Source organism: Aliihoeflea sp. PC F10.4, from assembly GCF_054612275.1.
In genome coordinates this window covers 3,316,862-3,340,741 of record NZ_JBTSWH010000001.1, presented here as the reverse complement: position 1 = coordinate 3,340,741, position 23,880 = coordinate 3,316,862, and the positions used below count along the sequence as shown (strand labels likewise).

At 61.6% G+C, this 23,880-nt stretch carries 26 protein-coding genes; 9 read left to right on the top strand and 17 right to left on the bottom strand.

The features are described 5' to 3' along the window. Positions 1-3 precede the first annotated feature (3 nt). Genes ACX82Z_RS16780 through ACX82Z_RS16765 form a run of 4 tightly spaced genes read right to left on the bottom strand, consistent with a single transcriptional unit; the run spans position 4 to position 1,698 of the window. On the bottom strand, positions 4-339 hold the full coding sequence (locus ACX82Z_RS16780) for a DUF736 domain-containing protein (protein ID WP_058900783.1): 336 nt from the start codon (positions 337-339) through the stop codon (positions 4-6). Between the two features lie 35 nt (positions 340-374). Next, a complete protein-coding gene (locus ACX82Z_RS16775; RefSeq protein ID WP_058899634.1) occupies positions 375-920 on the bottom strand; it encodes a S26 family signal peptidase in 546 nt (181 codons plus the stop codon). Then, positions 917-1,432, bottom strand: coding sequence for a DUF2840 domain-containing protein (locus tag ACX82Z_RS16770; protein WP_058899633.1), 516 nt, complete (start codon positions 1,430-1,432; stop codon positions 917-919). The genes ACX82Z_RS16775 and ACX82Z_RS16770 overlap by 4 nt, the downstream gene beginning before the upstream one ends. Next, the gene (locus tag ACX82Z_RS16765) at positions 1,429-1,698 is read right to left on the bottom strand and encodes a helix-turn-helix transcriptional regulator (RefSeq protein WP_058899632.1); all 270 of its coding nucleotides are present in this window, start codon (positions 1,696-1,698) and stop codon (positions 1,429-1,431) included. The genes ACX82Z_RS16770 and ACX82Z_RS16765 overlap by 4 nt, the downstream gene beginning before the upstream one ends. Before the next feature lie 469 nt (positions 1,699-2,167). On the opposite strand from ACX82Z_RS16765, the gene ACX82Z_RS16760 reads away from it, so the two are divergent. Continuing rightward, positions 2,168-2,455: a DNA -binding domain-containing protein gene (locus ACX82Z_RS16760; RefSeq protein WP_058900782.1), complete on the top strand. Its 288-nt coding sequence runs from the start codon at positions 2,168-2,170 to the stop codon at positions 2,453-2,455. Positions 2,456-2,464: 9 nt separating this feature from the next. On the opposite strand, the gene ACX82Z_RS16755 is transcribed toward ACX82Z_RS16760, so the two are convergent. The 8 genes from ACX82Z_RS16755 to ACX82Z_RS16720 form a co-directional block, all read right to left on the bottom strand. Then, positions 2,465-2,986, bottom strand: coding sequence for a DUF2285 domain-containing protein (locus ACX82Z_RS16755; RefSeq protein WP_058900781.1), 522 nt, complete (start codon positions 2,984-2,986; stop codon positions 2,465-2,467). Positions 2,987-3,032: 46 nt separating this feature from the next. Further along, the gene (locus ACX82Z_RS16750) at positions 3,033-3,248 is read right to left on the bottom strand and encodes a transcriptional regulator domain-containing protein (protein ID WP_058899631.1); all 216 of its coding nucleotides are present in this window, start codon (positions 3,246-3,248) and stop codon (positions 3,033-3,035) included. A 313-nt stretch (positions 3,249-3,561) separates the two neighbouring features. Next, a complete protein-coding gene (locus ACX82Z_RS16745) occupies positions 3,562-4,404 on the bottom strand; it encodes a DUF932 domain-containing protein (protein WP_058899630.1) in 843 nt (280 codons plus the stop codon). Between the two features lie 351 nt (positions 4,405-4,755). Further along, positions 4,756-5,070, bottom strand: coding sequence for a DUF736 domain-containing protein (locus tag ACX82Z_RS16740; RefSeq protein WP_058899629.1), 315 nt, complete (start codon positions 5,068-5,070; stop codon positions 4,756-4,758). Positions 5,071-5,819: 749 nt separating this feature from the next. Further along, positions 5,820-6,359, bottom strand: a complete 540-nt coding sequence (locus ACX82Z_RS16735; RefSeq protein WP_058899628.1) for a hypothetical protein — start codon at positions 6,357-6,359, stop codon at positions 5,820-5,822. Positions 6,360-6,399: 40 nt separating this feature from the next. Further along, a complete protein-coding gene (locus tag ACX82Z_RS16730) occupies positions 6,400-6,825 on the bottom strand; it encodes a hypothetical protein (RefSeq protein WP_058899627.1) in 426 nt (141 codons plus the stop codon). A gap of 181 nt (positions 6,826-7,006) precedes the next feature. Further along, a complete protein-coding gene (locus ACX82Z_RS16725; protein ID WP_058899626.1) occupies positions 7,007-9,088 on the bottom strand; it encodes a ParB/RepB/Spo0J family partition protein in 2,082 nt (693 codons plus the stop codon). Between the two features lie 884 nt (positions 9,089-9,972). Beyond that, positions 9,973-10,101, bottom strand: a complete 129-nt coding sequence (locus ACX82Z_RS16720) for a hypothetical protein (protein ID WP_459590161.1) — start codon at positions 10,099-10,101, stop codon at positions 9,973-9,975. Between the two features lie 15 nt (positions 10,102-10,116). On the opposite strand from ACX82Z_RS16720, the gene ACX82Z_RS16715 reads away from it, so the two are divergent. Genes ACX82Z_RS16715 through ACX82Z_RS16705 form a run of 3 tightly spaced genes read left to right on the top strand, consistent with a single transcriptional unit; the run spans position 10,117 to position 14,194 of the window. Continuing rightward, positions 10,117-11,736 (top strand): ATP-binding protein, encoded by a 1,620-nt coding sequence (locus ACX82Z_RS16715; protein WP_459590160.1) that lies wholly within the window; start codon positions 10,117-10,119, stop codon positions 11,734-11,736. Positions 11,737-11,768: 32 nt separating this feature from the next. After that, positions 11,769-13,040: a hypothetical protein gene (locus ACX82Z_RS16710; RefSeq protein ID WP_058899624.1), complete on the top strand. Its 1,272-nt coding sequence runs from the start codon at positions 11,769-11,771 to the stop codon at positions 13,038-13,040. Further along, positions 13,040-14,194 carry a hypothetical protein gene (locus ACX82Z_RS16705; protein ID WP_058899623.1) on the top strand — a complete coding sequence of 385 codons (1,155 nt, stop codon included), beginning with the start codon at positions 13,040-13,042 and terminating at the stop codon, positions 14,192-14,194. Before ACX82Z_RS16710 ends, ACX82Z_RS16705 begins: the two co-directional genes overlap by 1 nt. Before the next feature lie 415 nt (positions 14,195-14,609). On the opposite strand, the gene chrA is transcribed toward ACX82Z_RS16705, so the two are convergent. The 4 genes from chrA to ACX82Z_RS16685 all read right to left on the bottom strand — a co-directional run bounded on the left by chrA (position 14,610) and on the right by ACX82Z_RS16685 (position 18,579). After that, on the bottom strand, positions 14,610-16,013 hold the full coding sequence (gene chrA / locus ACX82Z_RS16700) for a chromate efflux transporter (protein WP_058899622.1): 1,404 nt from the start codon (positions 16,011-16,013) through the stop codon (positions 14,610-14,612). Positions 16,014-16,024: 11 nt separating this feature from the next. After that, positions 16,025-16,843, bottom strand: a complete 819-nt coding sequence (locus ACX82Z_RS16695; protein WP_058899621.1) for a chromate resistance protein ChrB domain-containing protein — start codon at positions 16,841-16,843, stop codon at positions 16,025-16,027. A gap of 260 nt (positions 16,844-17,103) precedes the next feature. After that, positions 17,104-17,829 (bottom strand): hypothetical protein, encoded by a 726-nt coding sequence (locus tag ACX82Z_RS16690; RefSeq protein ID WP_058899620.1) that lies wholly within the window; start codon positions 17,827-17,829, stop codon positions 17,104-17,106. A gap of 12 nt (positions 17,830-17,841) precedes the next feature. Further along, positions 17,842-18,579 carry a HupE/UreJ family protein gene (locus tag ACX82Z_RS16685; protein ID WP_082676166.1) on the bottom strand — a complete coding sequence of 246 codons (738 nt, stop codon included), beginning with the start codon at positions 18,577-18,579 and terminating at the stop codon, positions 17,842-17,844. A gap of 147 nt (positions 18,580-18,726) precedes the next feature. Here ACX82Z_RS16685 and ACX82Z_RS16680 point away from each other — a divergent pair, with 147 nt between their 5' ends. The 4 genes from ACX82Z_RS16680 (at position 18,727) to ACX82Z_RS16665 (ending at position 21,560) form a co-directional block, all read left to right on the top strand. Further along, positions 18,727-19,023, top strand: coding sequence for a hypothetical protein (locus tag ACX82Z_RS16680; RefSeq protein ID WP_459590159.1), 297 nt, complete (start codon positions 18,727-18,729; stop codon positions 19,021-19,023). 97 nt (positions 19,024-19,120) lie between these two features. Beyond that, a complete protein-coding gene (locus ACX82Z_RS16675; RefSeq protein ID WP_058899617.1) occupies positions 19,121-19,402 on the top strand; it encodes a metal-sensing transcriptional repressor in 282 nt (93 codons plus the stop codon). After that, on the top strand, positions 19,402-20,715 hold the full coding sequence (locus ACX82Z_RS16670) for an MFS transporter (RefSeq protein ID WP_058900779.1): 1,314 nt from the start codon (positions 19,402-19,404) through the stop codon (positions 20,713-20,715). Before ACX82Z_RS16675 ends, ACX82Z_RS16670 begins: the two co-directional genes overlap by 1 nt. Before the next feature lie 221 nt (positions 20,716-20,936). Then, a complete protein-coding gene (locus ACX82Z_RS16665) occupies positions 20,937-21,560 on the top strand; it encodes a HoxN/HupN/NixA family nickel/cobalt transporter (RefSeq protein ID WP_205630911.1) in 624 nt (207 codons plus the stop codon). A gap of 334 nt (positions 21,561-21,894) precedes the next feature. Here the strand turns inward: ACX82Z_RS16665 and ACX82Z_RS16660 are convergent, their stop codons facing one another. Next, positions 21,895-22,398: a winged helix-turn-helix transcriptional regulator gene (locus ACX82Z_RS16660; RefSeq protein WP_058899616.1), complete on the bottom strand. Its 504-nt coding sequence runs from the start codon at positions 22,396-22,398 to the stop codon at positions 21,895-21,897. Positions 22,399-22,482: 84 nt separating this feature from the next. Here ACX82Z_RS16660 and ACX82Z_RS16655 point away from each other — a divergent pair, with 84 nt between their 5' ends. After that, a complete protein-coding gene (locus tag ACX82Z_RS16655) occupies positions 22,483-23,493 on the top strand; it encodes a dihydrofolate reductase family protein (protein ID WP_205630909.1) in 1,011 nt (336 codons plus the stop codon). Positions 23,494-23,880 lie beyond the last annotated feature (387 nt).

Below are 23,880 nucleotides of genomic sequence, written 5' to 3'. Positions count from 1 at the left end.
GAGTCAGTCCCGCTCGCTGCGCGGTTTCGGCCGGTTCCAATGCAGCGACCAGGCGCCATCATCGTCATCGGACCGGAAGAGGTTCGCGCGGATCGGCAGCGCGAATGTGGGATCGTCGAGCTGGCAGGACAGATAGTCGCCGGCCTTCTCGCCGGTCTCCTTCCACGCGGCCCCGACTTCGGCACCGGCCGCGTCACCGATATAGATGCGGAAATCCGGCGCGTTCTCGGCGTCGGAGTTTTTCGCCGGGATCAGCACGACTTCGGCGTCGATGATGAGCGTGCGGATGCGGCCGGAATAACCGGTCTTGGTCTTCTGGAATGCGCCAAGGTTCGCCATGGGAATCTCCTTCGGTTGTGGGATGACGAAAAGTGTCAGTGCGTCGGAGTGCGCCATTCGGAGCGGCCGTCGCCTTCCTCATCGGTCCAGAGCGGACGCGCCCGGCCGATGACGGAGCTTGCGGGAATGGGTCCGAAGTAACGGCCGTCGAGGCTGTCTCGGACTTCCCAATTCATGAGGAAGAGTTCGCCGTCGCCGATGACACGGCAGCCCTGCCAGACAGGCAGATCGCGACCGATCCGGTCACGCTCCAGCGCCTCGCCCATCTCCACCGCATCGACGGTGATGGTGCGGCCGATCCGGCAAACCCGCTGTCCGGGCAGGCCGAGAACGCGCTTGAGCAACGGCACGCCGCGCCCGACATAGCCGCGCTCCGTCATGAAGCGCCCGAGCGGTTCGGGCGGCATAACGGCGACCAGTTCGGGCACCTCGATCCGGTCGGCCGGCTCGACCGTGTAGAAGCCGATCGGCGCGCTCGCGGTCGCGTTCCAAATGAGCTTGGTCGGCATCTCGAAGGCGCTGGCGACGGCGATGCCGAGCACCGCCAGCACCGTCACCGTGAGGGTGCGGCGGCGCGTCATGGGTCGAATCTCCGGCGATGGAGCCAGGCGGCATGGCGCTCGGGCGTGTAGGTGTGCGGCTCAAGACCGGCGCTCAGCCGGTTGTGGACGTGCCGCCAATGGTCGGGCGAAGTGTCTGCCGCATCGAGGCCAAGCGCTTCCACGGCGTCGATGGCGGCAAGCGCGCGCTCGACCTTCGACCAGCCTTCGAGGCGCAACAGGATGTCGCCGCCGGGGCGTACGAATGGCAGCGTCTGGAAAGGCTCGCCGCGCCCGATGGCCCGCACGATGTCGATGCGCGAGATGATCGTGCCGTGCTCGCCGACCGCCCATCGAACGAAGGCGAAGATGCTGTTCGGGGCGAAGCCGACGACGCTGCGACGGCGATCGAGAATCTGTTCATGGCACTTTCGGCCGAAGCGTATCCAATGCTCGACCTTCTGCTTCTGGAACGTCAGCTCGACCAACGTGGTGAAGGGCGCGGGTCCGTCTGGCTGCGGCCGGCCGTGCGCACGGTACGCGCGGCGGCTCATTGTCCGCCCCGCTCGTCGGGCGTCAGCGGACGTGCGGGAAACACGCGGCCGGGCGTCTGCTCGCGCGTGGATTTACGCGCGCCGATCGCGCTCCAGTCTTGCAGGTCCTCGACCGTGTAGAGGACTCGGCCGCCGATCTTGCGATAGGTCGGGCCGGTCCCGTAGGTGCGATGTTTCTCTAATGTGCGCAGCGATATGCCGAGGAAGCGCGCGGCTTCCTTCGTGCGCAGCAAGCGCGGCGGCAGCCCCGCCAGCGGGTTGGTCATGGATCACCTCCGGTTCGTCAGGACGCGGCTGTCGGTGGCGACAGCGGGCTGTGGCGAACCATGGCGAGGGACCGGCGGCGCGTAGCGTGCCGCATTTGCGTCTATGCGCTGGCGGCACCCCCAAAAGGAGCGGTGGCAAGCGGAAAAAGCGAGGAGTTTCAGCGCATCGTCGCGTTCAGCGCCGAAATGGCGAAGACAACGACAGTCGGGTCAGATAAGACTGAGCGCGGAGCAGACGCGCTGCTCCGGGGCGTCGAAACCCCTGGTTAGCGGTTGGTGCCGGCCGTGACGGCACCACCACTCCTTGACCTTATGGTCGGGGAGCCTGTGGCGTATACAACAGGTTCTCCGAGCTAAAGGCCACGGGGCCGTCTAACCACGGTTTCGAACTCCCCGATCACCAAGAGTCAGAGAGAATCGTTTGCGGGGGCGCACCGCAGACAAGCCTTCTCAAAAACGGGGAATGGCCATGTCAGTGCCAGTCGAACTCGATCCCGATGTGGATGATCTAGCGCCAACGGGAGACGCCATTACGCCCTATGACGAACAGCACTACGTCACCTATCTGCGCGTTCTCGATGCGAATGCGGAAGGCGCGGACTGGAGGGAAGTCGCGCAAATCGTCCTGCACCGCGATCCCGTCGGCGAGGAACTTCGGACGCGCCGATGCTGGCAAAGCCATCTCGAACGCGCGCAATGGCTTTCGCGGGAAGGCTATCGGCGGATTCTGGAACAGGCTGCCGCCAACAAGGCGTGAGACCGTGAATCAGCGCTTGCCGGACTTGATCGGATAGTGGAGCAGCAGGCGGTAGCCGCCCCGCATCATCTTGATGCCATGCGCGACCAGGCGACGAGCTTTGTTCTTGCGCGGGTCGCTCTCGAAATCCTCCTTTGTGCCGCGAAAGCTGAGCAGGACTTCGGCGATGGTGCGGTAGCTTTCGCCGCGCAGCGTGGCGTCGAGAGCGCGCAGGGACAGGATGTGCCATTGCCGGAGTTGGGCGGGCAGCGCCCCGAAGGGCGGTCCAGGCCGACGCCGATCCACCGAACGCCAGAGGCGGCGGGCGGCATGTGAGCGAAGCTCCATGAAGGCGTCGAAAGGCAGACGTGCGACATAGAAGGTAGCGGCGTCGGGCACGGCCTCGCGCAGCCAGAACTGATGTGCGACGCCATCGACCTGCCAGATGCCGTGCCAGCCATCGGCGGCGCGGCGCAGATCAAGACCGTCGAGATGCGCGAGCGTGAGCACGGGTTCGGTCTCGTCGGTTTCGTTCTCGACCGGCGACAGGATCACCGCATGCGGCTGAAACCGCGGCGTCCAGAACAGAGGCTGCCGGTCAGGCGGCGTATCGGGATCGCACGGGAAATCGTAAACCCCAGCGTTGCGCGAAGGCTTCCAATCGCTCCGTCCCCGGCCGTTTGATCCGGGTGATGGATTCGAAATCGCGACGATATTCGTCATGGCGGCGAAGGTATTCCCAGGCGAAGCCGGCGGGCGCGATTTTCTTGATACGTCCGTATTCCGCCGGCGAGCGCCAGTCGATATTCAGCATGGCGTCCTCTCCCTATACACCGGGACGCGCAGGGCGATGCCCGGATAGGGAGATTCTCCAACAACCGGAAGCATGAGAAGCCGCTCAATTGAGATATGTTGAGCGCCTAACCCGATCAATACATTGGTTATTTTGTCGTTAACATGTCTGCTTTGTTTCCGCGAGCCGGGCAAGGCCCGGCGAGCGGCGGCCATGCCCCGCACATGGCCGCACCGCCGATCCGCCACGCCGGATCGGCGGAAAATTCTGTGAGGCCGGAAGCCTGAACGGTGAAGGACGGTAGAGCCGGTTTCCCGGCTCTACCGTCTTACGGTCATCCCGCCTTCAAGCGCTGCATCCCTTCCGCCAGCGTCCAGAGCGCGCGATTGAGCGTCACGTTCTGGTCGATGCCGTTGATGGCGCGGGTCTGGCTGCGGCGGATACGGCCCTCGGCGTTGCGCTTGCGCCCCTGCAACCCGCCCCGAACGACATTCTCCTGAATGACGTTGAACGTGCTCCACAGGCTGCGCCCGACGTCCTCGCGGCGGCGCGGCTCGATGATCTGTTCGGGCCGCACCGGGCTTTCGTCCTCGCCGTAGCGGGCGACAAGGCTGACCTCGGCAAGCAAGCGCTGCTCGTCTTGGGAAAGCTGCGTCTCCTTCATGGTCTCGCTGGCGTCGATCAGCCGGGGGAAGTCCTCGGCGACGGTGTAAACGCCCTCGATAATGTCATGCTGGATGTTGCCCTTGTGCGGCACGCGCACCTCCTCGAACCGCTCGCCCGCGATCATGCTGTTGGTGCAAACGAAACGGAGCATCCCCGCGAACATCTGATAGGCGCTGGTCCCGTCGTGGCTGTTGACGATGATGACTTCGGCGGCCTCCGGCTTGCCGATGCTGTCATCACGGCGCAGGCGCAGCATATGCTTGGCGTGGCCGTGGCGGCTGCCGTCGCGGGGAACGGACTGGACGGCGAAGAACGGGAACCATCCTTCCCGGCGCAGCCCCTCCACAATGTCGATGGTGGGGACATAGACGTAACGCTCCGAACGGCTGTCGTGCGCCTCGCGGGCGAAGATGGAGGGGACGTGGCGATACAGCGCCTCGTTGTCGAGCGGATCGCGTCCGCTGATCTGGTGGGCGTTGCGGCCGAACCGGGTGGCAAGCTGATGATACATTGTCGGTTCCTTCCTTGGGCTTGGGTTTCGCGCAGCGGAAGCGCCGCGATGAAACCCTGCCCGTCGGCGAGACCGGGTGTGCAAACGGAGTGGGTGGCTTCGCGGGGAACCGGCTGCACGGAACGCGCTCGCGCGTGGAGGAAGCTGGGCGGAAGCCACTCCGAAGTGCGCCGAGGGCTGGCCCTAAGCACTGGCCCGGCCAGAGCGGAGCGGAGGCCGGGAAGAAGATCTGATCGGGAGCAAATCCGAGGCCGGAAAGCCACCTCTCCCGATCTCCATATTGTTTGACAGGCGGCGGTCATGAGCATGACGAAGTCCCGCTCGAGAGCGGGGCTTCGCGGGTTTCCGGCCTCAGTCGGCGTTGCGGCGGGACCAGATGAGGTTGTGGCTTTCGCCGTCCTCGGCCGTGACCAGGCTGGCGTAGATGGGAGCCGGGAAGCTCGGATCGTCCAGCTTGACCGAGAGGTATTCGCGCTGCGTTTCGCGGGCGGTCTTCTTCCAGGCCGCGCCGAACTCGGTGGCGCCGGCGAAGATGCGGAAGTCGGGGCCGCGCTCGCTGTCGCCCTCGGCCGGGACGAGTTTCACGGTCTTGACGTTGAGGGTGAGGGTCTTGACCGTGCCGGTGTAGCCGTTGTCGGAACTGGTGAAGGTGCCGATGGTCGCCATTGTCGTGTTCCTTTTCCTATCGGGCCGCGCCTATCGCGACCTCGATGGGGGTCGTGCGACCGGGGACGATCGGCCCCGCACCCGTGAGGGCTGGAACATCGTGGAAGGCGGCCGGCGACGGCATTTTTGATCTCGCGATGCAAAGCCGAAGGCGGCGGAAAAAAGCTGGCGACGGACGTTGCGGGAAGACGATCGAGGCGATGTTTTGACATGGCCGGTCTTCGGTCAGACCCATCTCATTCGAGGACGCAGATGGGCGGCCAGCGTGGAATCGTCAGGAACACGATGGCGCACCCGGCCTCCGCGCCATTGGCGACGACGGCAAACCGTGCCGGTCGAACACAGACCTCATCCTCAAGACCGCGACTTGGGGCATTCCCGGCTGGCAAAGCAAAGGCGCTTCGCGTCGCTTATCTTCGCGGGGTCACCGCGATCGACATGGCCGAAGTCCGCGGGCGGGATGTGATGCGTCCCATCCGAGTCACGCAGGCAAGCCAGCATCTCCTTTCCGTTGCCGGGATGTGTCGCGGCGAGTGGTGACGCCGCCTCTCGCCTCCGCTGCAATGCCGACTGGCGCCAGCAGCCTATGACGCCGCACGCCGATGGGGCGTCATGCGAGTTGCCCGCCGCCGCTGCCTTCGCGTTAGCGATTGAAGCCGAATGGCGGAAGCGCGCCGCAGGCGTGGTTCCGGCGCAGCCGAAAGCGCGGCCCGAAGGGCCACGCTCTAACGCCTCGTTACGAAATCCAACTAGCTTGACCGCAGCAGCGCGCGCGGTTGCCTCACGCAAAGATCGGAAATGGGTAAGAACGTATCTATTAAAAGGTGCGGCCTTGGCGCGGTCATTTCGGATGCAGCGACATACCGCAGAGCATATTCGGACGCCGCGGTGTGGAGTGCATTGATGGCCGCGAGATATTCTTCAAGAAGCGCCACGGGTTCGCCGTTAAAACGATCGGGCCAATTTCCGTCGGCCTGCGCCTGTTGCCAGACCTTCCGAGCTTCGGATGCAGCCTCGTCTCGCAGAGGTTGGTTCAGGTCGTGCGCCCAAAGCGCCGCGATGTTGTGCCCGTATTTCTTTCTCACATCGCCAAGCGAGAGTCCCGCTCCAACGAGATTGGCTTTCAGCAGCACCTCGATGCCATGCGCCGTGAGATGAAGGACCGGCGTGAATAGCACTCTGGATGTCTGGTATTCCTCCGAGCGACGCAATACGTCTGCCGCGCTCAAAAATCGCTTCGCGGTTGCGAGCAGCTTCCAATGGTCGGTTTCGCTAAATTCTTCGGTCAACGGCTTCTCGCTATTTCATTATAGTCGGTGCACCTCCGCCTCAGCGAGCAGGTGTAGCGCCACCGGGCAAAGGTGCGGCCAACCGCATCAACGCCGACACGCCGACGAACCCGCCGCCAACGATGCAGAAAATTTGCCGCCACACTTCGGACGGCACGGCCTCGCGCGTGATGCCGGAGACCAGCGCGTAGCCGGCGACGGCGGCGGGCGCGGCGAAGATCAGCGCCACGATGAGGCGCAGGATCGGCGAGCGCAGCGTGTCGAACAGGAGCGCCAGGATGCCGAAGGCCACGCCGCCCGCAAACAGGCCGACAAGGCCCGCGCCGATCAGGCCGGAGCCGGTCGGATAGGCGAACTGCGCGGCGGTCAACCCGAGCATGAAGGGCAAGGCATGCACGGCGAGCGTATAAGCGACGACGCAGAGAACCGCGATCAGCGCCACACTCATCAACATCACGGCGATCATGATCGTCCTCCTGTTCTCCTTTCCTTCGCCCGCCCTTCCGGTTCGATTGTCTATTGCGACAATACATCTGAAAGGTCGTGTTTGCAGTCGGAAAGTCGAGGTCATCCGGTCGCGCGGGGCAGCCGCGCGGCTGGATTTTGGAAAAGGAAGCCGGGACCGCTGACGCAATCCCGGCTCACTCTCATTCCGCCGCAACCGAGAAAGTGTCGGCGTTCTCCACTTCCGGCGCATTCCCCGCTTCGGCGGTTGGGGCCTCCGGCTGCTCATCGGCCAACCGCACGGGCCGCTCGGTGCGCAGCAAGGGCGGAAGCCAGCCGGTCCCGGCAAGAAGCTGCTCGGCGGTTTCCGCCATCGCCTGCTTCTTCAAACCCGCGATCCGATCCGCCGCCTCGTCGCCAAGCGCTTCCCGCACGGCGGCGACGATATGGGCCTTGGTGACGCGACCGAGATAGGTCCGCACGGTCGGCGTCCAGTGCGCCGTCATGTCGAGGGCAACCGCCGTCGCCAGCCTGTCCACCGTCTGATCGGCACGGGGCTTGCGCTCCCAAGGCAGCTTCACCGCATTGACGGTCAGCGAGGCGCAATGCGCCAGCAGCGCCATGACGCTCGCGTGATCCAGCCCGGCGATGAAGTTCCACAGGTCCGCCACGTCGCGCGGCATGTCCGCCGCCCATCCGGCATGACGGTCCTCCAAAGCCTTCGCTGCCGCCGTGTCCTCGATGCCGTCCGCGTGAGAAGCTAGGGCGCTGCTCGTCGGGCGGATGTCGAGGCAATGAGCGTCCCCGCCGCCGCGATAGAAGGTCTGCGCGGCCAACGTATGGGTCACGGCGATCAGAGCCATGTCCGGCTGCTCGCCAAGGGCGAGACGCAGGCCAAGGGTGCGACGGGCGGTCAGATCGCGGATCAGCGAGTCCGACAGCGGCTTGCCATCATCCCCGGCGTCCTCGTCCTCAGCCTCCAGCGCGGAGACATGGTTCCCGTCCTCGTCATGCTCGCCGTCCTCGATGATCTCTCCATCGCCGTTGACGCGCACGCCGTCGATGACGGCTTCGCCATCCTCAGCTTCCGGTTCCGGAGCCTCGTCCTCGGATCGGATGAAACCGCGCTCGATGCGAGCCGTGCCGTTATGATTCAGCACGACAAACACGCCAGCGCGCGCAATCTCGTCCGGGTCATAGGCATGGCGCTTTCCGTCGATACGCTCGATCTCGGCTTCAAGCTCCGCGAACCGGGTATCCACCTCGGGCGGCAGGTCCACGTCCGCGTCCTGCCACTCTGCCGACAGGCGCTCAAGTTCCTCCTGCGCGGCATTGTAGGCGGCGGCGTCTTCCTCGGAAAGCTCCACCGGCTGCGGATAGCTGCGGCGCATACCGTGGGCGTGGGGCCAGTCGATATGGGCCGAAACCCACTTCCAGCCTTCGGTCTCGTGAACCTCGGCGGCGTTCTGTTCCAGCTTGTCGATGACAAGCCGGTCCAGCAGCGCGGCGTCCTCATAGAAGCCGCCGCGATCCTCGGTGAACAGGTCGCGGATGATGTTGCCGCCTGCCTCCGTATAGGCTTCCGCGCCGACGAAGACCGCCCGCCGATCCGTCGCCGCCACGTTGGTCGCGGTCAGGTCACGGCGGATGATCCATGGCTCCTTGTTGTAGGACAGGTTCTCATAGACCCGCTCCTGCCGCGCGTGATCCTCGGTGATGGCGAAGGCCATCAACTGGTCGAGGGTCAAGCCGCCATCACGGTAAACCTGCATCAGCTTCGGGCTGACAGCGCCAAGACGCATGCGCTGCTTCACCACATGCGCCGTCACGCCGAAGCGGGCCGCGATTTCCTCGGCTCCCCATCCGCGATCCTCCGCAAGCTCGCGGAAGCGCTCGAACTGATCGGCGGGGTGCAAGTCTTCGCGCGTGACGTTCTCGTCAAGGCTGATCTCGGCAGGGTCGTTCGCCGTGTCGATGACGCAGCGGATCGGCTCGGTCTTCTTGATCTGCTTGCGCTTGACGCGAAGCAACTGCGCCAGCCTGCGGCCTTCCCCGATGCTGACGAGATAGCAGCCGGTCGGCTGGCCTTCGCCGTCAAGCTCCGGCTCCACCACGAGGTTTTGCAGGATGCCCTTGGCGGCGATGCTCGCCGCCTTCGCCTCGATGGACGCCTCGCTGTGCGGTGTCTTCCGCGCGTTCTTCCGATGCTTCTTAAGCTTGTTGAGGGGGATGAAAACCGACGCGCCATTCTCGATGGCGGGGGCGCTGTTCGCATTCGTGGTCATGGTCTTTCTCCTATGGGCTTGGGTTTCCGCGCAGCGGAAGCGCCGCGCTGAAACCCTGCCCGTCGGCGAGACCGGGGGGTGCAAGGCGCAAGGGCGGACGGGCGGAGGGGGATCACCCGGCCTGCACAAGCGCATCGAAGTCATGACGAAGGTGCGCAGTACGCATCCGCGCGGAAGGCTGGGGATACCGCCTGCCCGCCCTTGTGCCGCGCCGGGGGGCAGCGCCCCCAAGCAACCGGCCCGGCCAGAGCGCAGCGGAGGCCGGGGAGATAGATCGGATCAGGATATGAGAGCGCGGCGGGCTGGAGACCCTGGTATCCTGATCGCCGTTCTTTACAGAACGATCTCTCTAGGCAGATGTGTATCCATTGGGTACACTCCTGGCATGACCAAAAAAGATGTCGGGTTGCGCATCAGGTTGGACCGGGATCTTCGGGACGAATTCGTCGCGGCGTGCCAGGTCCATGATCGTCCAGCGGCACAAGTGATTAGGGAGTTTATGCGCGAGTACGTCCGCGAACGCGTCGCGTCCTCCGCTGCCAGAACTCCGCAACGAGAAGCGAGGGGGAACGAAGAATGACGTCGGCGAGCCCGTCCATGGACCAAGTAGACGACGGCCCGACCGACGTGAGCGAGTTTGCATGAGCAATGTCAACGTCAGGCGGCTGGTCGAGAACATCCGATCCGGCACAAATGTCTATACGCCGCTGGTGGAGCTTGTGGTAAACGCCATTCAGGCCATCGACCAAAAGGGCGTTAAGAATGGTCTGATCCAGATCGAAATCCTGCGAAGCGGACAGGCGGACATCATTGACCGCCTTGAGGATATCGACGGCTTCATCGTCAAGGACAACGGGGTTGGCTTCACGAAAAGCAACCGCGATTCATTCGACACACTCTATACCGAACAGAAGATCGCCGATGGTGGTAAAGGTTTCGGCCGGTTCACCTGCCTCAAATATTTCGACCAGGTGAAGGTGGCGAGCACCTTCGCCGATGGCGATGCGCTCCATGATCGATCCTTCAGGATGGGTTTCGACAAGGACATCATCGTTGACGAGAAAACGACCGCTTCTGACAAGCGGGAGACCGGCACCGCCGTCGAGATTTCCGGCATTAAGTCGGTCAAGTTCCCGGACAAGCGCCTCGATACCGTCAGCCGCGTTATCGTTGAACGGCTGCTGCCGTATTTCGTAGACAAGGATCGGGCGTGTCCGCGTATCGTGATCCGGGAAGCGAAGGAGCCATCCGGTGGCGTCGCTCTCAACGATTATCTTGGCAAGGAGAACAGCCAGATTATCGAGATGCGAGTTGAGCAGGGTACGTTCACACTCACAGCCAACGAAGAGGCCAAGGATTTTCAGGTCCGCGTCTTCAAATTCTATGCGCCAAGGTCGTCCAAGAGCAAAGTCAGTCTCGTAGCACATCGGCGCGAAGTGACTGACAACGCGCTTCAGGCCTATATACCCGAATTCGCCGAGGAGTTTTACGAGGCTGGTCCCGACCAGGATTTGTCCAAGGGGCGCAATTTCGTCGTCAAATCCTATGTTTTCGGCAACTACCTCAATGACAACGTGTCGCTCGAAAGAGGCGAATTCCGCTTCCAAGCTGACAACGACCTACTGAACGGCATCTCCCAAAGCGAGATCGAGCAGAAGGCCGCCGAAATCGCGCAGTCGGCGGTCGGCTCGGAAATTACTGAGCGGAAGCGACGCAAGGAGGCACGCATCGCCGACTATGTGTCGGCCGATGCGCCCTGGCACCGGACGCTCGCAAATGAGGTCAATTTCGACGCCCTGCCCATGCGCCCGTCCAACCAGGATATCGAGCTTCACCTTCAAAAGAAGAAGTACGAAAAGGAAATCCAGACGCGATCACAGGTGGCCGCACTGCTGAAATCGGAAAACCCCGATGAGCTGGGCGAGAAAATCACTCAGCTTATGGAAAGCATTTCCGACACCAGTAAGAATGATCTCATCCACTACGTTTCCATGAGGAAGTGCGTTCTCGACCTCTTTTCCAAATCTCTGGAAATCGACGCCGATGGCAAGCACAAATCGGAAGGCGACGTGCATGACATCATCATGCGGCGCAAGAAAGATTCAGAAGACCTCGACTACGATGCGCATAATCTCTGGATGCTGGATGAGCGGCTGAATTTTTCCTCCTACGTGTCTTCCGACAAGCCACTGAACAGACCCAATGGCGACAGAACAGATATCACCATCTACAACCGGCGCGTTGCCTTTCGTGGTGAGAACGAGGCCAGCAATCCCATCACGATTTTCGAGTTCAAGAAGCCGCAGCGCGACAATTTCGCTGACCCGTCATCGAAGGAAGACCCAATTCAGCAGATCGTTCGCTATGTGAACCAGATTAGAGACGGGAAGTTCAAGACCCCCGCAGGACGGGATATTATCGTCAACGGCACTACGCCATTTTACGGATACGTAGTTTGCGACCTAACCGCCAAAGTCAGGAAATGGCTTGAGTTCGAGAAGGACTTTACACCTATGCCTGATGGACTTGGATGGTTTCGATGGTTCGGTAACAACAGTCTCTATATGGAGGTTTTGAGTTGGACTAAGCTCCTTCGTGACGCAGAAATGCGAAACAAGATATTCTTCAATAAACTTGGAATAGACTGAAAAGATACGAGCAAAAAAACTAGGGGGGATGTATGGGAACTGCGAGCGACAAGGAAATCAAGGGCGCATGGGTAATCCACCACGGTCGCAAGCTCGTTCTGGATGTGAACGGACCAGCGGAGTTTCCCGCCATCAACGAGGCGGCGAAGGCCGCGACGCTCCTTACGAAGCTCGGCCAAACAAACCAGGCAACCGTCACCAAGCTTGAAGCGCGCGCTATTGCTGTGGCCTCGGGTCTCGATCCCCGGTTGGAGCTGAATGGACTTCTCCAGGTGCTTGAGCGGAAGCGCCTGATCGATCAGTCCAAGGACGACATCTCTATTCTGGGCGTCACGACGCGCGGCTCGCTCGGGCATGCCACCGACATCTACAACGAGGCCGAGCCGAGCACCTACGAAGAAGCGTCAATCACGCTGGCGGAAGTCGCTTCGGAAGCGCCCATCCGGCGCGCCGATGTCTCGCAACGGATCGGCGATACGCACAAGCTCACCAACGCTCAAGTCGGCGATTTTCTCGACCGTGCCGAGGGCATCGGGTTTGTCGATAAGGAAGGTGATGGAAACGACCGGCTGCTGTTCAACGGCAACCTTTTCCGCCGGTCGTCCGTGGTCAAAACCCAGAAGGTACTAACCTCCCTCACCGATGCCGAACAGCGTTTGGTCAGCGAGATCACCGAACAACTATCCAAGAGCGGATGCTTGAGCGTCCAGCACGTTGAGCACGTTCTGTCGAAGCCGCTCTTTGAGAAGCTGGTCGCGGCAGCCGTCTATGATCTCAACGAGGTCACGAACGAGGAAGGCAGCCATGTCTACGTCACTGCGCCCGCCGCCTTTCATAAATTTGTCGATCCGATGGTGGATGATTGCTTCGACATGGCGAAGTCGCTCGTGGCGGCGCTCACCTACGGTATGGTTTCTCGGTCATCCTCCCGAGGCCGGATCACCCAACTTCCTGCACTTGTAGGCAAGCTGATCTCTGGCCGTGAGGTTGGCCCAACGACTTCCATCGGACAGGACTATCGGGTTCTTGAAGTCAACGGCGTCGTCAAGCTCAGGGGAGACGCGAACTACGCCAATCGCTACTATCTGCGGCTGCTCAAGAGGGAGGTAGGGGAGCTTGCGTTGCAGGTGCTCACGCAAGGTAACGCTTATGCCCAATCTCTTGCCGATCTGCCCAGCGCGCCCATGGCGGGATACATCGGACCCGAAGAGAGCCGCACCTCGATTCGTAAGAGCCAATCCCCGTTGAGTAAGCGAGCGACGCGGGATGTGCTAGAGGCCGTTCGCGGCGGGCGGGTGCTGTGATGATCGACAAGGTGCAAACGCCCAAGGGAGCAGTGTTGGAGGAGGTACTGCGCGCCTACTTTTTGCGCGCCGGTTTTTTCGTCGTTCGCGGAGTGCCGTTTCGCTTCGCTGACGAAGAGCTCACTGACGTCGACCTTTGGTTATATGAGCGTCCGACCGGCACCTCTCGGCGGGTGCAGATTTGCGACATCAAATACAAGCAACGCCCAAAGGCAGTTGAGCGCCTCTTTTGGACGAGTGGGCTGGCCGATGCACTCGACGTTGACGGTGCCTATGTTGCAACGACCGATAAGCGTAAAAGTCTACGGTCCGTAGCGGAGAAGCTGGACCTGCAACTGATCGACGGAACAGACATTCAACGCATTCAGAACAGCCAGGCTGTTCTCTATGCGGAGCGAATGGGCGATGAGCAACTGATCGCCGATTTACAGGCAGTTGATAAAGGCTTCCGAAACAAGAACCTCCAGGACGCACGGTTTGATATTCTGTCGGCTCTCTCGGAGGGGTTTGGCGCTCCGTCCGCTGTCAGAGCTTTGGAAGGCTTCTCCCGGTTGGCCACGGCCGCCGTTGCTTACCATCCGGACTCACAGGCTGCTCGCTCGGCTGGCCGCTTGGCCTATCTTGCCGGGGCCATAGCTTGCCAGAGCCTTGATTACGTAAGCGTCGGCGCAGCATTTCGAACAATAGACGAGAGGCGGGACTTGATCCTGCGGGCTGTGCGAATGGGTGCGTTGGGCAATGACGATGGGCAGCAGACGCTTCGCTTGGCTCTGGCGCTGGTCGAAAAATACGCACCCGGTGGCAGGGGAACCGCTATGGCAGTAGAAGCCGGCTTAAAACGAGATTTGGATCAAATCCCTGCTGAGATCGTTGCGGATCAAGCTGTACGGCTCCTAAAATCGGACCAGCTTTTCGTGACCGGGCGAGAGCTTGAAATGGCAAGCTACCACACTGCGCTGCCGACGTTCGACGGCCTCAGCGTCCAAACCAAATCGATGCTAGGAGCACTTCTCGATTATGCCAATGTCGATCGTCAACGATTCGCGAACGCATGGAAATCTAAAGCTGGCGCAACTATCGCATCCGCCCAGGCGATGACTGAACAGGTTGAGAAGGACGCTTCATCGCAAGCCTCTCTTTTCGGAGAGGAATAGCTATTGTCGCAGTGATTGACTTGAGCGGCGCACCACAATCCCTAGTACGAAAGGTGTCTCGATGCGATGTCGCGCAGGCCAAACAGCTAGCCGGTCTATTTAAGAGAGCCATGGAGGGCTATGGAGTGTACGTAGTTCTCATCGCTATCCCGCATGGCCCGCCGAACACCGCCGATTGCCCTCCACAACGCGATGTTACCGCCGATCACCGCACTCGCACCAAGCGACGCTGAGAACCGCCGATTCTACGCTACAGCCCGATATATCTGAAGATCAGCTACGGCAGCAAACGACGCCATCTCGGCGGTTCAATGGATGCTCAGCCATACCAAAATAATTCGGTTAGAGGCGATTGATTGCAGGGAAGTAACCGAGACATTACGATCTAGCTAATAGGCGAGATACTGCCAGAAGATCAGAACGGCGATGGAACCTGCAAGATCAGTACGCCAGCTACGGCACATGCTGCCAGTGTGGGGATCATCCCGACCTTAAACCGCAGCATCGCGATCATCGCTGCTGCCGAAAGAAGTGCAGCCCGCCAGTCGATGGATGCCAGCACCGGCAGGTCCGGTCCCACGCCAAACACCTCGAACGTCCGAACCTCACGGAAGACGACATGCAGCGCGAACCAGATAGCGAGGTTCATCACGACCCCGACCACTGCGGCGGTAATCGCCGAGAGGGCAGCAGAGATTGTCTTGTTCCCTCGCAGTGCCTCGCTATAGGGCCCGCCGACGAAAATGAACATTAACGACGGCGCGAACGTCACCCAAAGGGTGAGCAACGCGCCGAGACTGCCGGCAACGAGCGGATCGAGCGCGCCCGGAGCACGATAGGCCGCGAGGAACCCGACAAATTGCAGGACCAGGATCAGCGGTCCGGGCGTCGTCTCGGCCAAGCCGAGCCCGTCAACCATCTCGCCGGGGGCCAGCCAGCCGAATGTTTCAACGGCCGCTTGCGCGACATAGGCGAGGACGGCATAGGCGCCCCCGAAAGTCACGACCGCCATGGTGGTGAAGAAGGCGCCGATTTGCGTCCAGACGCTTGCCTCCTCCATAATAAGCCAGAGGATAGCGACTGGCGCGAGCCAGGCCGGTATCCAGACCGCCAGCACACCGAGCGAGCGTCTCCATGATGGCGTGGCATGGCCGAGTTCACCTCGCTCGAACATCACGTCGATCACGCCTGCGGGATCGCGCGTCTCGGTGCCAGACCCGTGCCCGCCGGCAGCAAAACGCGCGGGTGCTACGCGGCTGCCGATCCACCCGACAATGCCCGCCATCAGGACGATGATCGGAAACGGAATGCGTAGAACGAATATGCCGACAAAGGCGGCGACGGCGATGACGATCATCGCTCGGTTCTTCAGAGCACGCCGTCCGATCCGCAGAACCGCTTCGACGACGACGGCAAGCACCGCCGCCTTGACGCCGAAAAACACGGCATCGACCAGCGGCAAGTCGCGATAAAGCGTATAGAGGATGCTGAGTGCCAGCATGACGAGCGCGCCGGGCAGCACGAACAGGATGCCGGCGATCAGCCCGCCCAGCGTGCGGTGCATCAGCCAGCCGACATAGGTGGCAAGCTGCTGCGCCTCGGGTCCGGGCAAAAGGATGCAGTAATTGAGAGCGTGCAGGAACCGCTGCTCGCTGATCCAGCGGCGGTCCTCGACCAGTTCCTTGTGCATGAGCGCGATCTGTCCCGCTGGTCCGCCGAAGCTCAATAGGCCAATCCTCGCCCACACCCTGGTCGCCTCCAGAAGCGTCGGGGTTTCAGGCGCGGCAACGGGTGCGTCCGTGGACGTGGTAGTCGTCATGGCCGCCTCCCTCAACCTGTCGTCCGACCGGACGGCCAGTTGTGCGTCTCGTCGGTGGCGTCGCGGCACCAACGATAGAAGGCATCATAGAGAAGAAGACCGGCCTCGAGCTGTTCAAGGTCGTCGCGGAACATGCGGGAGAGGCCAAGCGAAGCCGCAAGGAACCCGGATGCCTGCGGCACGAGGTCGAGCCGCGCGGTGTCGGCCGCGCGCACGATGGTCGCCAATCGGTCGAGCGGTTCGGAGTTCAGCCCAAACTCTTCGATCATGACATCGAAGGTGCAGCGTTCGCCGCGATGGCTCCAGAATGTGTCGTCGATGTCGAACGGAGCCGCATTGAACCGTTCGGCGACTGCCGCCACTTCCGATGCGGCGACGAAGAGGAACACGGCATGGGGATCGACGAAACGGCGGATCAGCCAGGGACAGGCAATGCGATCCACCTTGGGTCGTGTGCGTGTGATCCAGACGGTGCGCCCGGCCTCGTTGCGCGGCGGCAATTTGTCGGTCGTCGTGAGCAACCCGCCAGCGGCCCGCCACGCATCGAAGCCACCCTCAAGGGTCTCGGCCTTGATTCCCTCGTGGCGTAGCCAGGCGGCGACGCCCTGACTGATCTTGAATCCCTGCTGGCAGACGACGACGACATCACGACTGGACAGTTCGGTTGCCCACGTTGTCACCGACCGTGCGTCACGACGCTCAGCGGTTGGCAACAGTCGGGGATCGGTGTCGAAATCTTCGTTCGTACGGACATCGACGATCGTCGGCGCATTCGGCAAGCCGACGAGACGTGAAAGCTGGGATACGGTGATTTCAGTGTTAGACGGCATGGCGTCCAAGCTCCTGTTTTTCGGGAGTTAGGACGCGATCTTTGGGCTGTCGCCTCACGGGGCAATCGCGAATAGCCCCTTGAGCTTTTTATAGGCCAAAATGGCATATGTATTCAAGAGGCTGATCCGCCAAGCTAACTGTCGTAGCAAGAAAAAGCCCAGGGCCCCACTTGTCCAGTGGAGCCCCAGGTGGAGGAGATCATGCAGACGCACATACGGTCTTTAACCTGCCCGTATTGCATCAGCACTCGCTACGCTAACTATCGCCTCATCTCCGAATAGGAACCGGCGGTTCGCAAGGTCATCGTAACATCGGCATCCGTCCGGTTTCGCCAGAACCAGCCATGATTGCCGGTAAAAGCAGCCTCCAATTCGCCTTCCTGCTCAGGGACGCCGCGCCCCTGCTCATAGGAAACCGACTGGCCACCGCCATCGCCGTGCGTATCGTAGTTCACGACTGCGCCGTTGGCTGTCCAGAAGAACCGGGCGCGCTCGCCTTCGGTCATCACAAGCTTGATTTCTGTGCCTTGGCCGGGCGTGAGGATAAAGGACACCTCGTCCCGCCATTCAGAAGCAGGGGCGGCCGCTTGCTCCTGTGGGGCAGGAAGCGCCGCCTGTTCTTGTGCGGGCTGAACTTCGATCAATCCGGCGAGCGGATCGGCGAGTGGCGTTGTAGCGGGAACGCCTGCGGCGATGCCTTGTATCGCCGTCTCGATCCGGTCCAGTCGGGAGACTAGCTCGGCATTGGCACTGGCGGCCATATTCGCCGCATCCTGCGTGGCTTCATCGGCAAGCTGCATCTTGATTTCGCCCATCTGGGTCAGGCCGAGGACGCCGCCGATGCCGGTAGGGTCGACGCCGTACTCGGACGGCAGCACCACGAAGGCGAGAATAGCCGTAGCGGTGATGCTCGCGATCCAGGTGGAGCGCATTAGCTGAGCCGAGGTCGGCAGTTCCGCCCGGCGGGGAAGGTCGGTATTATACATGGGTTATTCCTTTCAGGCCGCCGGAGCGAAGAAGAAGCCGGCAATCTGGTAGCCGGTGAGAACGAAACCAGCGACCATCATCGCGACGTTCATCGTGTAGGCGTGCTTCCAGAAGCTCGGCTTCCAGCGCCAATAGCTGATGACGATCAGGATCGCGGACAGTGCGAGGAGTTGGCCGATCTCGACGCCGACGTTGAAGGCGAGAAGGTTCGGCACCAGGCCGTCCGGCGAAATCTCGTATTCGATGATTTTGGTCGAGAGGCCGAAGCCGTGGAAGAAACCGAAGATCAGCGTCGCAGCCTTGGTGTTGGGCTGGAAGCCGAACCATCGCTGGTACGCCCCCATGTTATCGAGCGCCTTGTAGACGACCGAGAGGCCGATGATGGCGTCGATGATGTAGCTGTTGATGCCGATGTTGAAATAGACGCCCGCCAGCATCGTCGTCGAGTGGCCGATGGCGAACAGGCTGACATAGGTGGCAATGTGCTTCGGCCGATAGAGGAAGAAGATCACGCCGAGCAGGAACAGGATGTGGTCGTAGCCCGTGACCATGTGCTTGGCCCCGAGATAGATGAAGGGGATCAGGTGAACCCCGGTGATTTCCTGAATGTAGCCCTTGTCTCCCTCGGCAATGGCGTGCGCGAAGGCGGGACTGGCGAGCAGCGCCTGTCCGAACAGGACGGCGAGCATGATGAGAGCGATCCGTCCAAGCGCATGGCGTGGCGGCCCCTCGTGAGAAGGTCTTTGCATGAAAACTCCGATAGTCGTCATTGACTGTGGCCGCGTGCGCGACCGCGATCAGGCGAGGACGATCGGTCTCGGCGGACGTTCGAGCCGATAGCTTGTGCCGAGGTGGGCCGTTTGCGGCGGCCGTGGCACCCACGCGGGAACCAGGGCTTGCAGAGCAGACGCTGTGCCGCGCGGCGTAGTGGGCGTTTCGTGCGAATGGTCGGCGGGGTTGTGGCCATGAGAATGACCTGCCGTCCGTTCGTGGTTTTCTCCGTCGTCGTGGCTATGCCCGTGCTCGGCGATCTCCGTTTCGAGCTGGGCGTGCCGTTCGGCTTCGGCGACAGCAAGGGCGATGCGATCGTGGGAAGGGGAGTGCGCGGCGTGGGGCAAAAGCGAGCCGAACGCCATCGCAAAAGCGAGGACGAGGCACAGCATCGCTCTGTTGACCCGGTTCGACATGATTAACGGATACTCACCAAAATCTTAACATTTCTTTGTCGCGTGACGTATTTTGGTTCTCAGACGGCTTGGCACATCCTCTACGGGGGGATAGCATAATAGAATGGATCAGACACCACATCTTCACGAAACGCACCCTCAGATTGTCAAGCGGCTCAAGCGCGCGGATGGTCATCTACGCGGCGTTATCGAGATGATCGAGGCCGGCAGGCCGTGCCTCGACATCGCCCAGCAGCTCCACGCCGTCGAGAAGGCCATCGCGCAGGCCAAGAAGACGTTGATTCAGGACCATCTCGACCATTGCCTTGAGGAAGTGGTCGGACCGCTCGCCCGTGAGCGGCGGCGGTCCATCGACGAGTTCAAGGAAATTGCGAAGTATCTATGATGCTGGCGATCCTCAAAAACCGGACCTATCGCCATCTTTTTCTTGCCCAGGTCATCGCACTGGTCGGGACCGGTCTTGCAACGGTCGCGCTCGGGTTGCTCGCCTTCGATCTGGCGGGCGAGAACGCTGGCGCGGTGCTCGGCACCGCGCTGGCCATCAAGATGATCGCCTATGTGACGGTCGCGCCCATCGCGTCGGCCTTCGCGGAGCGGGTGCCACGCCGCGCCATGCTGGTGGCGCTCGATCTCGTGCGCGCCGCCGTGGCGGTCTTTTTGCCCTTTGTTACCGAAATCTGGCAGGTCTATCTCCTGATCTTCGTGCTCCAATCGGCCTCGGCTGCCTTCACGCCTGCGTTTCAGGCGACGATTCCCGACATCCTGCCCGACGAAAAGGAATATACGCGCGCGCTCTCCCTCTCGCGGTTGGCCTATGACCTCGAAAGCGTCGTCAGTCCCATGCTGGCTGCCGCACTGCTTGCCTTCATCTCCTTCCACGATCTGTTCGGCGGCACAGTGATCGGCTTCCTCGTCTCGGCGGCGCTGGTGGTGTCGGTCGTGCTGCCTAGCCCGAGGCCGTCGCAGCCGCGCGGCATTTATGACCGCACCACGCGCGGCATCCGCATCTATCTGGCGACGCCGCGCCTGCGCGGGCTGCTGGCGATCAACCTCGCCGTCGCATCGGCGGGTGCGCTCGTCATCGTCAATACGGTCGTCTATGTGCAGGCCGTTTTCGGTCTCGACCAACAGGCCATGGCACTGGCGCTTGCCGCCTTCGGTGGGGGCTCGATGGTCGCGGCCCTTGCGTTGCCGAAACTGCTGGAGTCCATCCCCGACCGCACCGCGATGCTGGCGGGTGCGGCATTGCTGGCGACGGGAACGCTGGTTGCCGCCGTGTTGCCCGGCTACGGCTGGCTGCTGCCGCTCTGGTTCGTGCTCGGCATCGGCTATTCGACCGCGCAGACGCCATCGGGCCGACTGCTCCGGCGTTCGGCCAACCCGGAAGATCGGCCGGCTCTGTTCGCCGCGCAGTTCGCGCTATCTCATGCCTGCTGGCTGATCGCCTATCCACTTGCGGGCTGGTCCGGCGCAACGCTCGGTCTGCCGGCGACAGCGATCATTCTCGCCGCCCTAGCAGCCGTCGCTATTTCCATCGGCCTCGCGGTCTGGCCCGCCGATGATCCGGAAATCGTCGAGCATGGCCATGACGAGCTTCCGGCCGACCATCCGCATCTTGGGGAGGCTGGACACGGGCATCGTCATGCCCATGCCTATGTGATCGACGATATGCACCTCGCATGGCCCAGCGAGCGCTGAGCGTGGCGTACGGCATGGTGCGCAAACCACTCCGAGGTTTCTTGCTGCGCGTGAAGGTCACGAACACGGGCCGCGTCATCGCCTTGGCGGCGATCAAGCTGCGGTTTCTCTGATGTGGCAGTTCTACCAACAGCTCGTCGCGCTCCAGCGCGAAATCTATCTCACTTTCGCCGACCGGATCGGATCGTTCGCGGCGACCGGCGACCGGCGACTGGTCTGCGTTGGCCGCCTATCTGCCGATGGGCATCCTGTTCGGAGCAGCGCACGCCCTGACGCCGGGCCACAGCAAGGCGGTGCTCGCCACATATCTCGCCGGGTCCACCGCGTCCGTTCCGCGCGCGCTCGCCACCTCACTTGCGCTCTCGTTCACCCATGTCACGATATCGGTCCTGATCGTGCTTCTGTCTCTCCCGCTGATCCGTTTCGGCTTCGGGGCTGAGGCAGGTCGCGCGCCGGTGCTTGAGCAGATCAGTCGCGGGCTTCTGGCTGCTATCGGTGTCTGGATGATCATCAGAGCGGCTTGGCCAAAACCTCGACAGGCAAACCATGCCAGTCCGGCGTTCGGTGTGATGGCCGGGCTGATACCGTGCCCGCTCACTCTGTTCGTCATGACGTTCGCGGTTTCACGGGGCGTCCCGGAGGCAGGCATAGCTTTTGCCGTGGTGATGATGGCTGGCGTTGCCGCGACGCTATCGGGAGTGGCCCTGGCTTCGGTTACCTTTCGGGGTGGCCTTCTCGCTCTTCTCGGCGCACGCCCACGCCTGATTGTGTCGGTGGGCCGTGCCTTGTTCGGAGCGAGCGGGATTTTTCTTGTCGTCCTGGCGATAACGGACCTCGCCAAATGAGCCCGCCAAGTTGCGATCAGCAAGAAAATGACGAGTACCCGTTCGACTAAACACCGATTTCTTCAATGCGTGGGATCGTTGCATGGGAACGTTGTTGGCGGAAAACTGCTGTGCTTTCAGAAAATTCCGACCAGTGTTCAGGTGTCAATTTGGAGGGCTATAGCGTAGGTGTAGTTCTCAGTTTCATCGGCTTCGGCCCGCCAAACACCGCCGGTTGCCCTCTATAGCGCGATACTGCCGCCGATCACCGCATCCCACCGGATGAGATAGTAAGCCGCCGATTCTACGCTATACCCCGACGCGGATGAGCGCTGAGGGTGACGTCCAGAGGGCTTCAGCCGGGGTGGCTGCTTTTCTCGACAGCCGCCTTATAGGCATCGGTCAATGCGGCAATGACGGCCGTCGTCTCTCCCTGCCTTTCCTGACCCAAATGGACATGCCGGAGTTCATCCATGAAGGCTGCCCACATCTCCGGGCCACCTTCTTCCAAAAGCCGGGCACGAATGGCCAGTTCAGGCGTCGTCTGGCAGAATTTCCGGCCCCAAGCGCCGACCGCCACCACGACGGGAAGGAGTTCAATGGCCTTCTCCGTCATGCTGTAACGAACCTTCTGCTTGTGGTGACCATCGTCGTTGCGCGTCACCAGCCCCAGTTCGACCAGCCGCCTCAGGCGGGCGGCAAGAATGTTGGAGGCGATCCCTTCGAGCGAGTTTTCCAGCAGGGCCCGGTAGTGCCGATGTCCGCCGAACATCATGTCGCGCAGGATGATGAGGCTCCACCGGTCGCCGACGACCTCCATCGCCTGGTTGATGGGACAGCCTGACTTCTGTTCGCGCATTCGCATGCCTTTATCGTTTGCTTGCATTATGCAATCAGTTAAGTCAGGCTTCCAGTTGCAATATGCAGCCAGTCGGAGGACGGAATGCGCAAGCTGATTGCCTGGAACCTGATGAGCCTCGACGGTCACTTCCAAGGTTCGCGACCTTGGGATCTCGATTTCCATCAGTCGGTGTGGGGGGACGAGCTCGAAGCCATCTCGCTCGATCAGCTCGCAGACATGGACATGCTTCTTTTCGGTCGAAAGACCTATGACGGCATGAAGGACCACTGGGAAAGGGCCAGCGGCGCCATAGCCGAAGCCATGAACGGCATGCCCAAGCGGGTCGCATCGCGCCGCGTGGAAGAGACGACATGGCGCAATGCAGCGGTCATGGATACCGATGTCGTAAGTTTCGTGCGGCGAGAGAAGGCGACGGCCGGCAAGAACATTTATGTGTTTGGCAGCGCCGACCTGCTGGACACGCTGCTGATGCACGGTCTGGTGGACGAATGCCGAATCTGTCTGGCCCCGTTGACCCTTGGCCGTGGCTCGCCGCTGTTCAAGTCGGGCAGAGGCCAGAATCTGAAACTGCTGGAAGCCCGCACGTTGAAGACGGGCGGCATCTTTGCCCGCTACGATGCCCGTCCCGACAGGGTGGACAGCGCTCTTCGCCTAGTCGAGGCTCCGGCCGATGCGGTCTATGCCGCGCTCGTCGATCCCGAAGCTATGGTATTGTGGCGGGCGCCGGACGGCATGGCGGCGGAGGTGCTGGAACTAGATCGCCGCGAAGGCGGGCGGTTTCGCATGGCGCTTCGCTATGACAATCCCGACCAGCCGGGTAAGTCCGGTGACGGCTCGGATATATTCGAAAGCCGCTTCGTCCGCCTCGATCCGCATCGCGAAGTGACCGAGGCTATTGCTTTTCAATCCGACGATCCCGCGTATTCCGGGACGATGATGATGACGACGCATCTACGGCCCGTCGGCGATGCGACTGAAGTCTCGATCATTGCGCGGGATGTCCCGGAAGGCATCGCACAGGAGGATCATCTCGTCGGGTTGAGTTCAACGCTCGCGAAACTGGAGGAATTTTTGCTGCAACGTCCCTCGTAAAGACAAGCTGGGGGCTTTGACCCTCGCGAAAATGCAAGGTCGCATCTCGCCCCCCGCTTATCCTTTGTACCACGCCTTAATAGAGGGCTATAGCGTAGGTGTAGTTCTCCGTTTCTTCGGCTTCGGCCCGCCAAACACCGCCGATTGCCCTCTATCCCGCGATATCGCCGCCGATCACCGCATTCCACTGGGTGAGATAGTAGGCCGCCGATTCTACGCTATAGCCCTATGTATCTTGAGAGCTGCGACGGCAGCTTCCGACCCCATTTCTGCCGTTTGCTGATGACTTTTGAAGTCCCGATAGCTGCCATTAATGGGTGAAGAATGAGCATCGGCATACATGCCGTGCCAATGCCGTCGCAACAGTGGCTGACTACAGCGAACGGC

Coding starts and splice junctions, on each gene's coding strand:
- chrA (WP_058899622.1), bottom strand. CDS start 16,013: ATGACGACTACCACGTCCACGGACGCACCCGTTGCCGCGCCTGAAACC.
- ACX82Z_RS16720 (WP_459590161.1), bottom strand. CDS start 10,101: ATGGAGCGCATCGCCATCGGCGAAGGTGCTCGCCACCTTCACCTGGTC.
- ACX82Z_RS16710 (WP_058899624.1), top strand. CDS start 11,769: ATGGGAACTGCGAGCGACAAGGAAATCAAGGGCGCATGGGTAATCCAC.
- ACX82Z_RS16760 (WP_058900782.1), top strand. CDS start 2,168: ATGTCAGTGCCAGTCGAACTCGATCCCGATGTGGATGATCTAGCGCCA.
- ACX82Z_RS16740 (WP_058899629.1), bottom strand. CDS start 5,070: ATGGCGACCATCGGCACCTTCACCAGTTCCGACAACGGCTACACCGGC.
- ACX82Z_RS16775 (WP_058899634.1), bottom strand. CDS start 920: ATGACGCGCCGCCGCACCCTCACGGTGACGGTGCTGGCGGTGCTCGGC.
- ACX82Z_RS16745 (WP_058899630.1), bottom strand. CDS start 4,404: ATGTATCATCAGCTTGCCACCCGGTTCGGCCGCAACGCCCACCAGATC.
- ACX82Z_RS16765 (WP_058899632.1), bottom strand. CDS start 1,698: ATGACCAACCCGCTGGCGGGGCTGCCGCCGCGCTTGCTGCGCACGAAG.
- ACX82Z_RS16690 (WP_058899620.1), bottom strand. CDS start 17,829: ATGTATAATACCGACCTTCCCCGCCGGGCGGAACTGCCGACCTCGGCT.
- ACX82Z_RS16780 (WP_058900783.1), bottom strand. CDS start 339: ATGGCGAACCTTGGCGCATTCCAGAAGACCAAGACCGGTTATTCCGGC.
- ACX82Z_RS16660 (WP_058899616.1), bottom strand. CDS start 22,398: ATGCGCGAACAGAAGTCAGGCTGTCCCATCAACCAGGCGATGGAGGTC.
- ACX82Z_RS16725 (WP_058899626.1), bottom strand. CDS start 9,088: ATGACCACGAATGCGAACAGCGCCCCCGCCATCGAGAATGGCGCGTCG.
- ACX82Z_RS16670 (WP_058900779.1), top strand. CDS start 19,402: ATGCTGGCGATCCTCAAAAACCGGACCTATCGCCATCTTTTTCTTGCC.
- ACX82Z_RS16770 (WP_058899633.1), bottom strand. CDS start 1,432: ATGAGCCGCCGCGCGTACCGTGCGCACGGCCGGCCGCAGCCAGACGGA.
- ACX82Z_RS16685 (WP_082676166.1), bottom strand. CDS start 18,579: ATGCAAAGACCTTCTCACGAGGGGCCGCCACGCCATGCGCTTGGACGG.
- ACX82Z_RS16675 (WP_058899617.1), top strand. CDS start 19,121: ATGGATCAGACACCACATCTTCACGAAACGCACCCTCAGATTGTCAAG.
- ACX82Z_RS16730 (WP_058899627.1), bottom strand. CDS start 6,825: ATGATCGCCGTGATGTTGATGAGTGTGGCGCTGATCGCGGTTCTCTGC.
- ACX82Z_RS16655 (WP_205630909.1), top strand. CDS start 22,483: ATGCGCAAGCTGATTGCCTGGAACCTGATGAGCCTCGACGGTCACTTC.
- ACX82Z_RS16750 (WP_058899631.1), bottom strand. CDS start 3,248: ATGCTGAATATCGACTGGCGCTCGCCGGCGGAATACGGACGTATCAAG.
- ACX82Z_RS16715 (WP_459590160.1), top strand. CDS start 10,117: ATGGGTTTCGACAAGGACATCATCGTTGACGAGAAAACGACCGCTTCT.
- ACX82Z_RS16705 (WP_058899623.1), top strand. CDS start 13,040: ATGATCGACAAGGTGCAAACGCCCAAGGGAGCAGTGTTGGAGGAGGTA.
- ACX82Z_RS16695 (WP_058899621.1), bottom strand. CDS start 16,843: ATGCCGTCTAACACTGAAATCACCGTATCCCAGCTTTCACGTCTCGTC.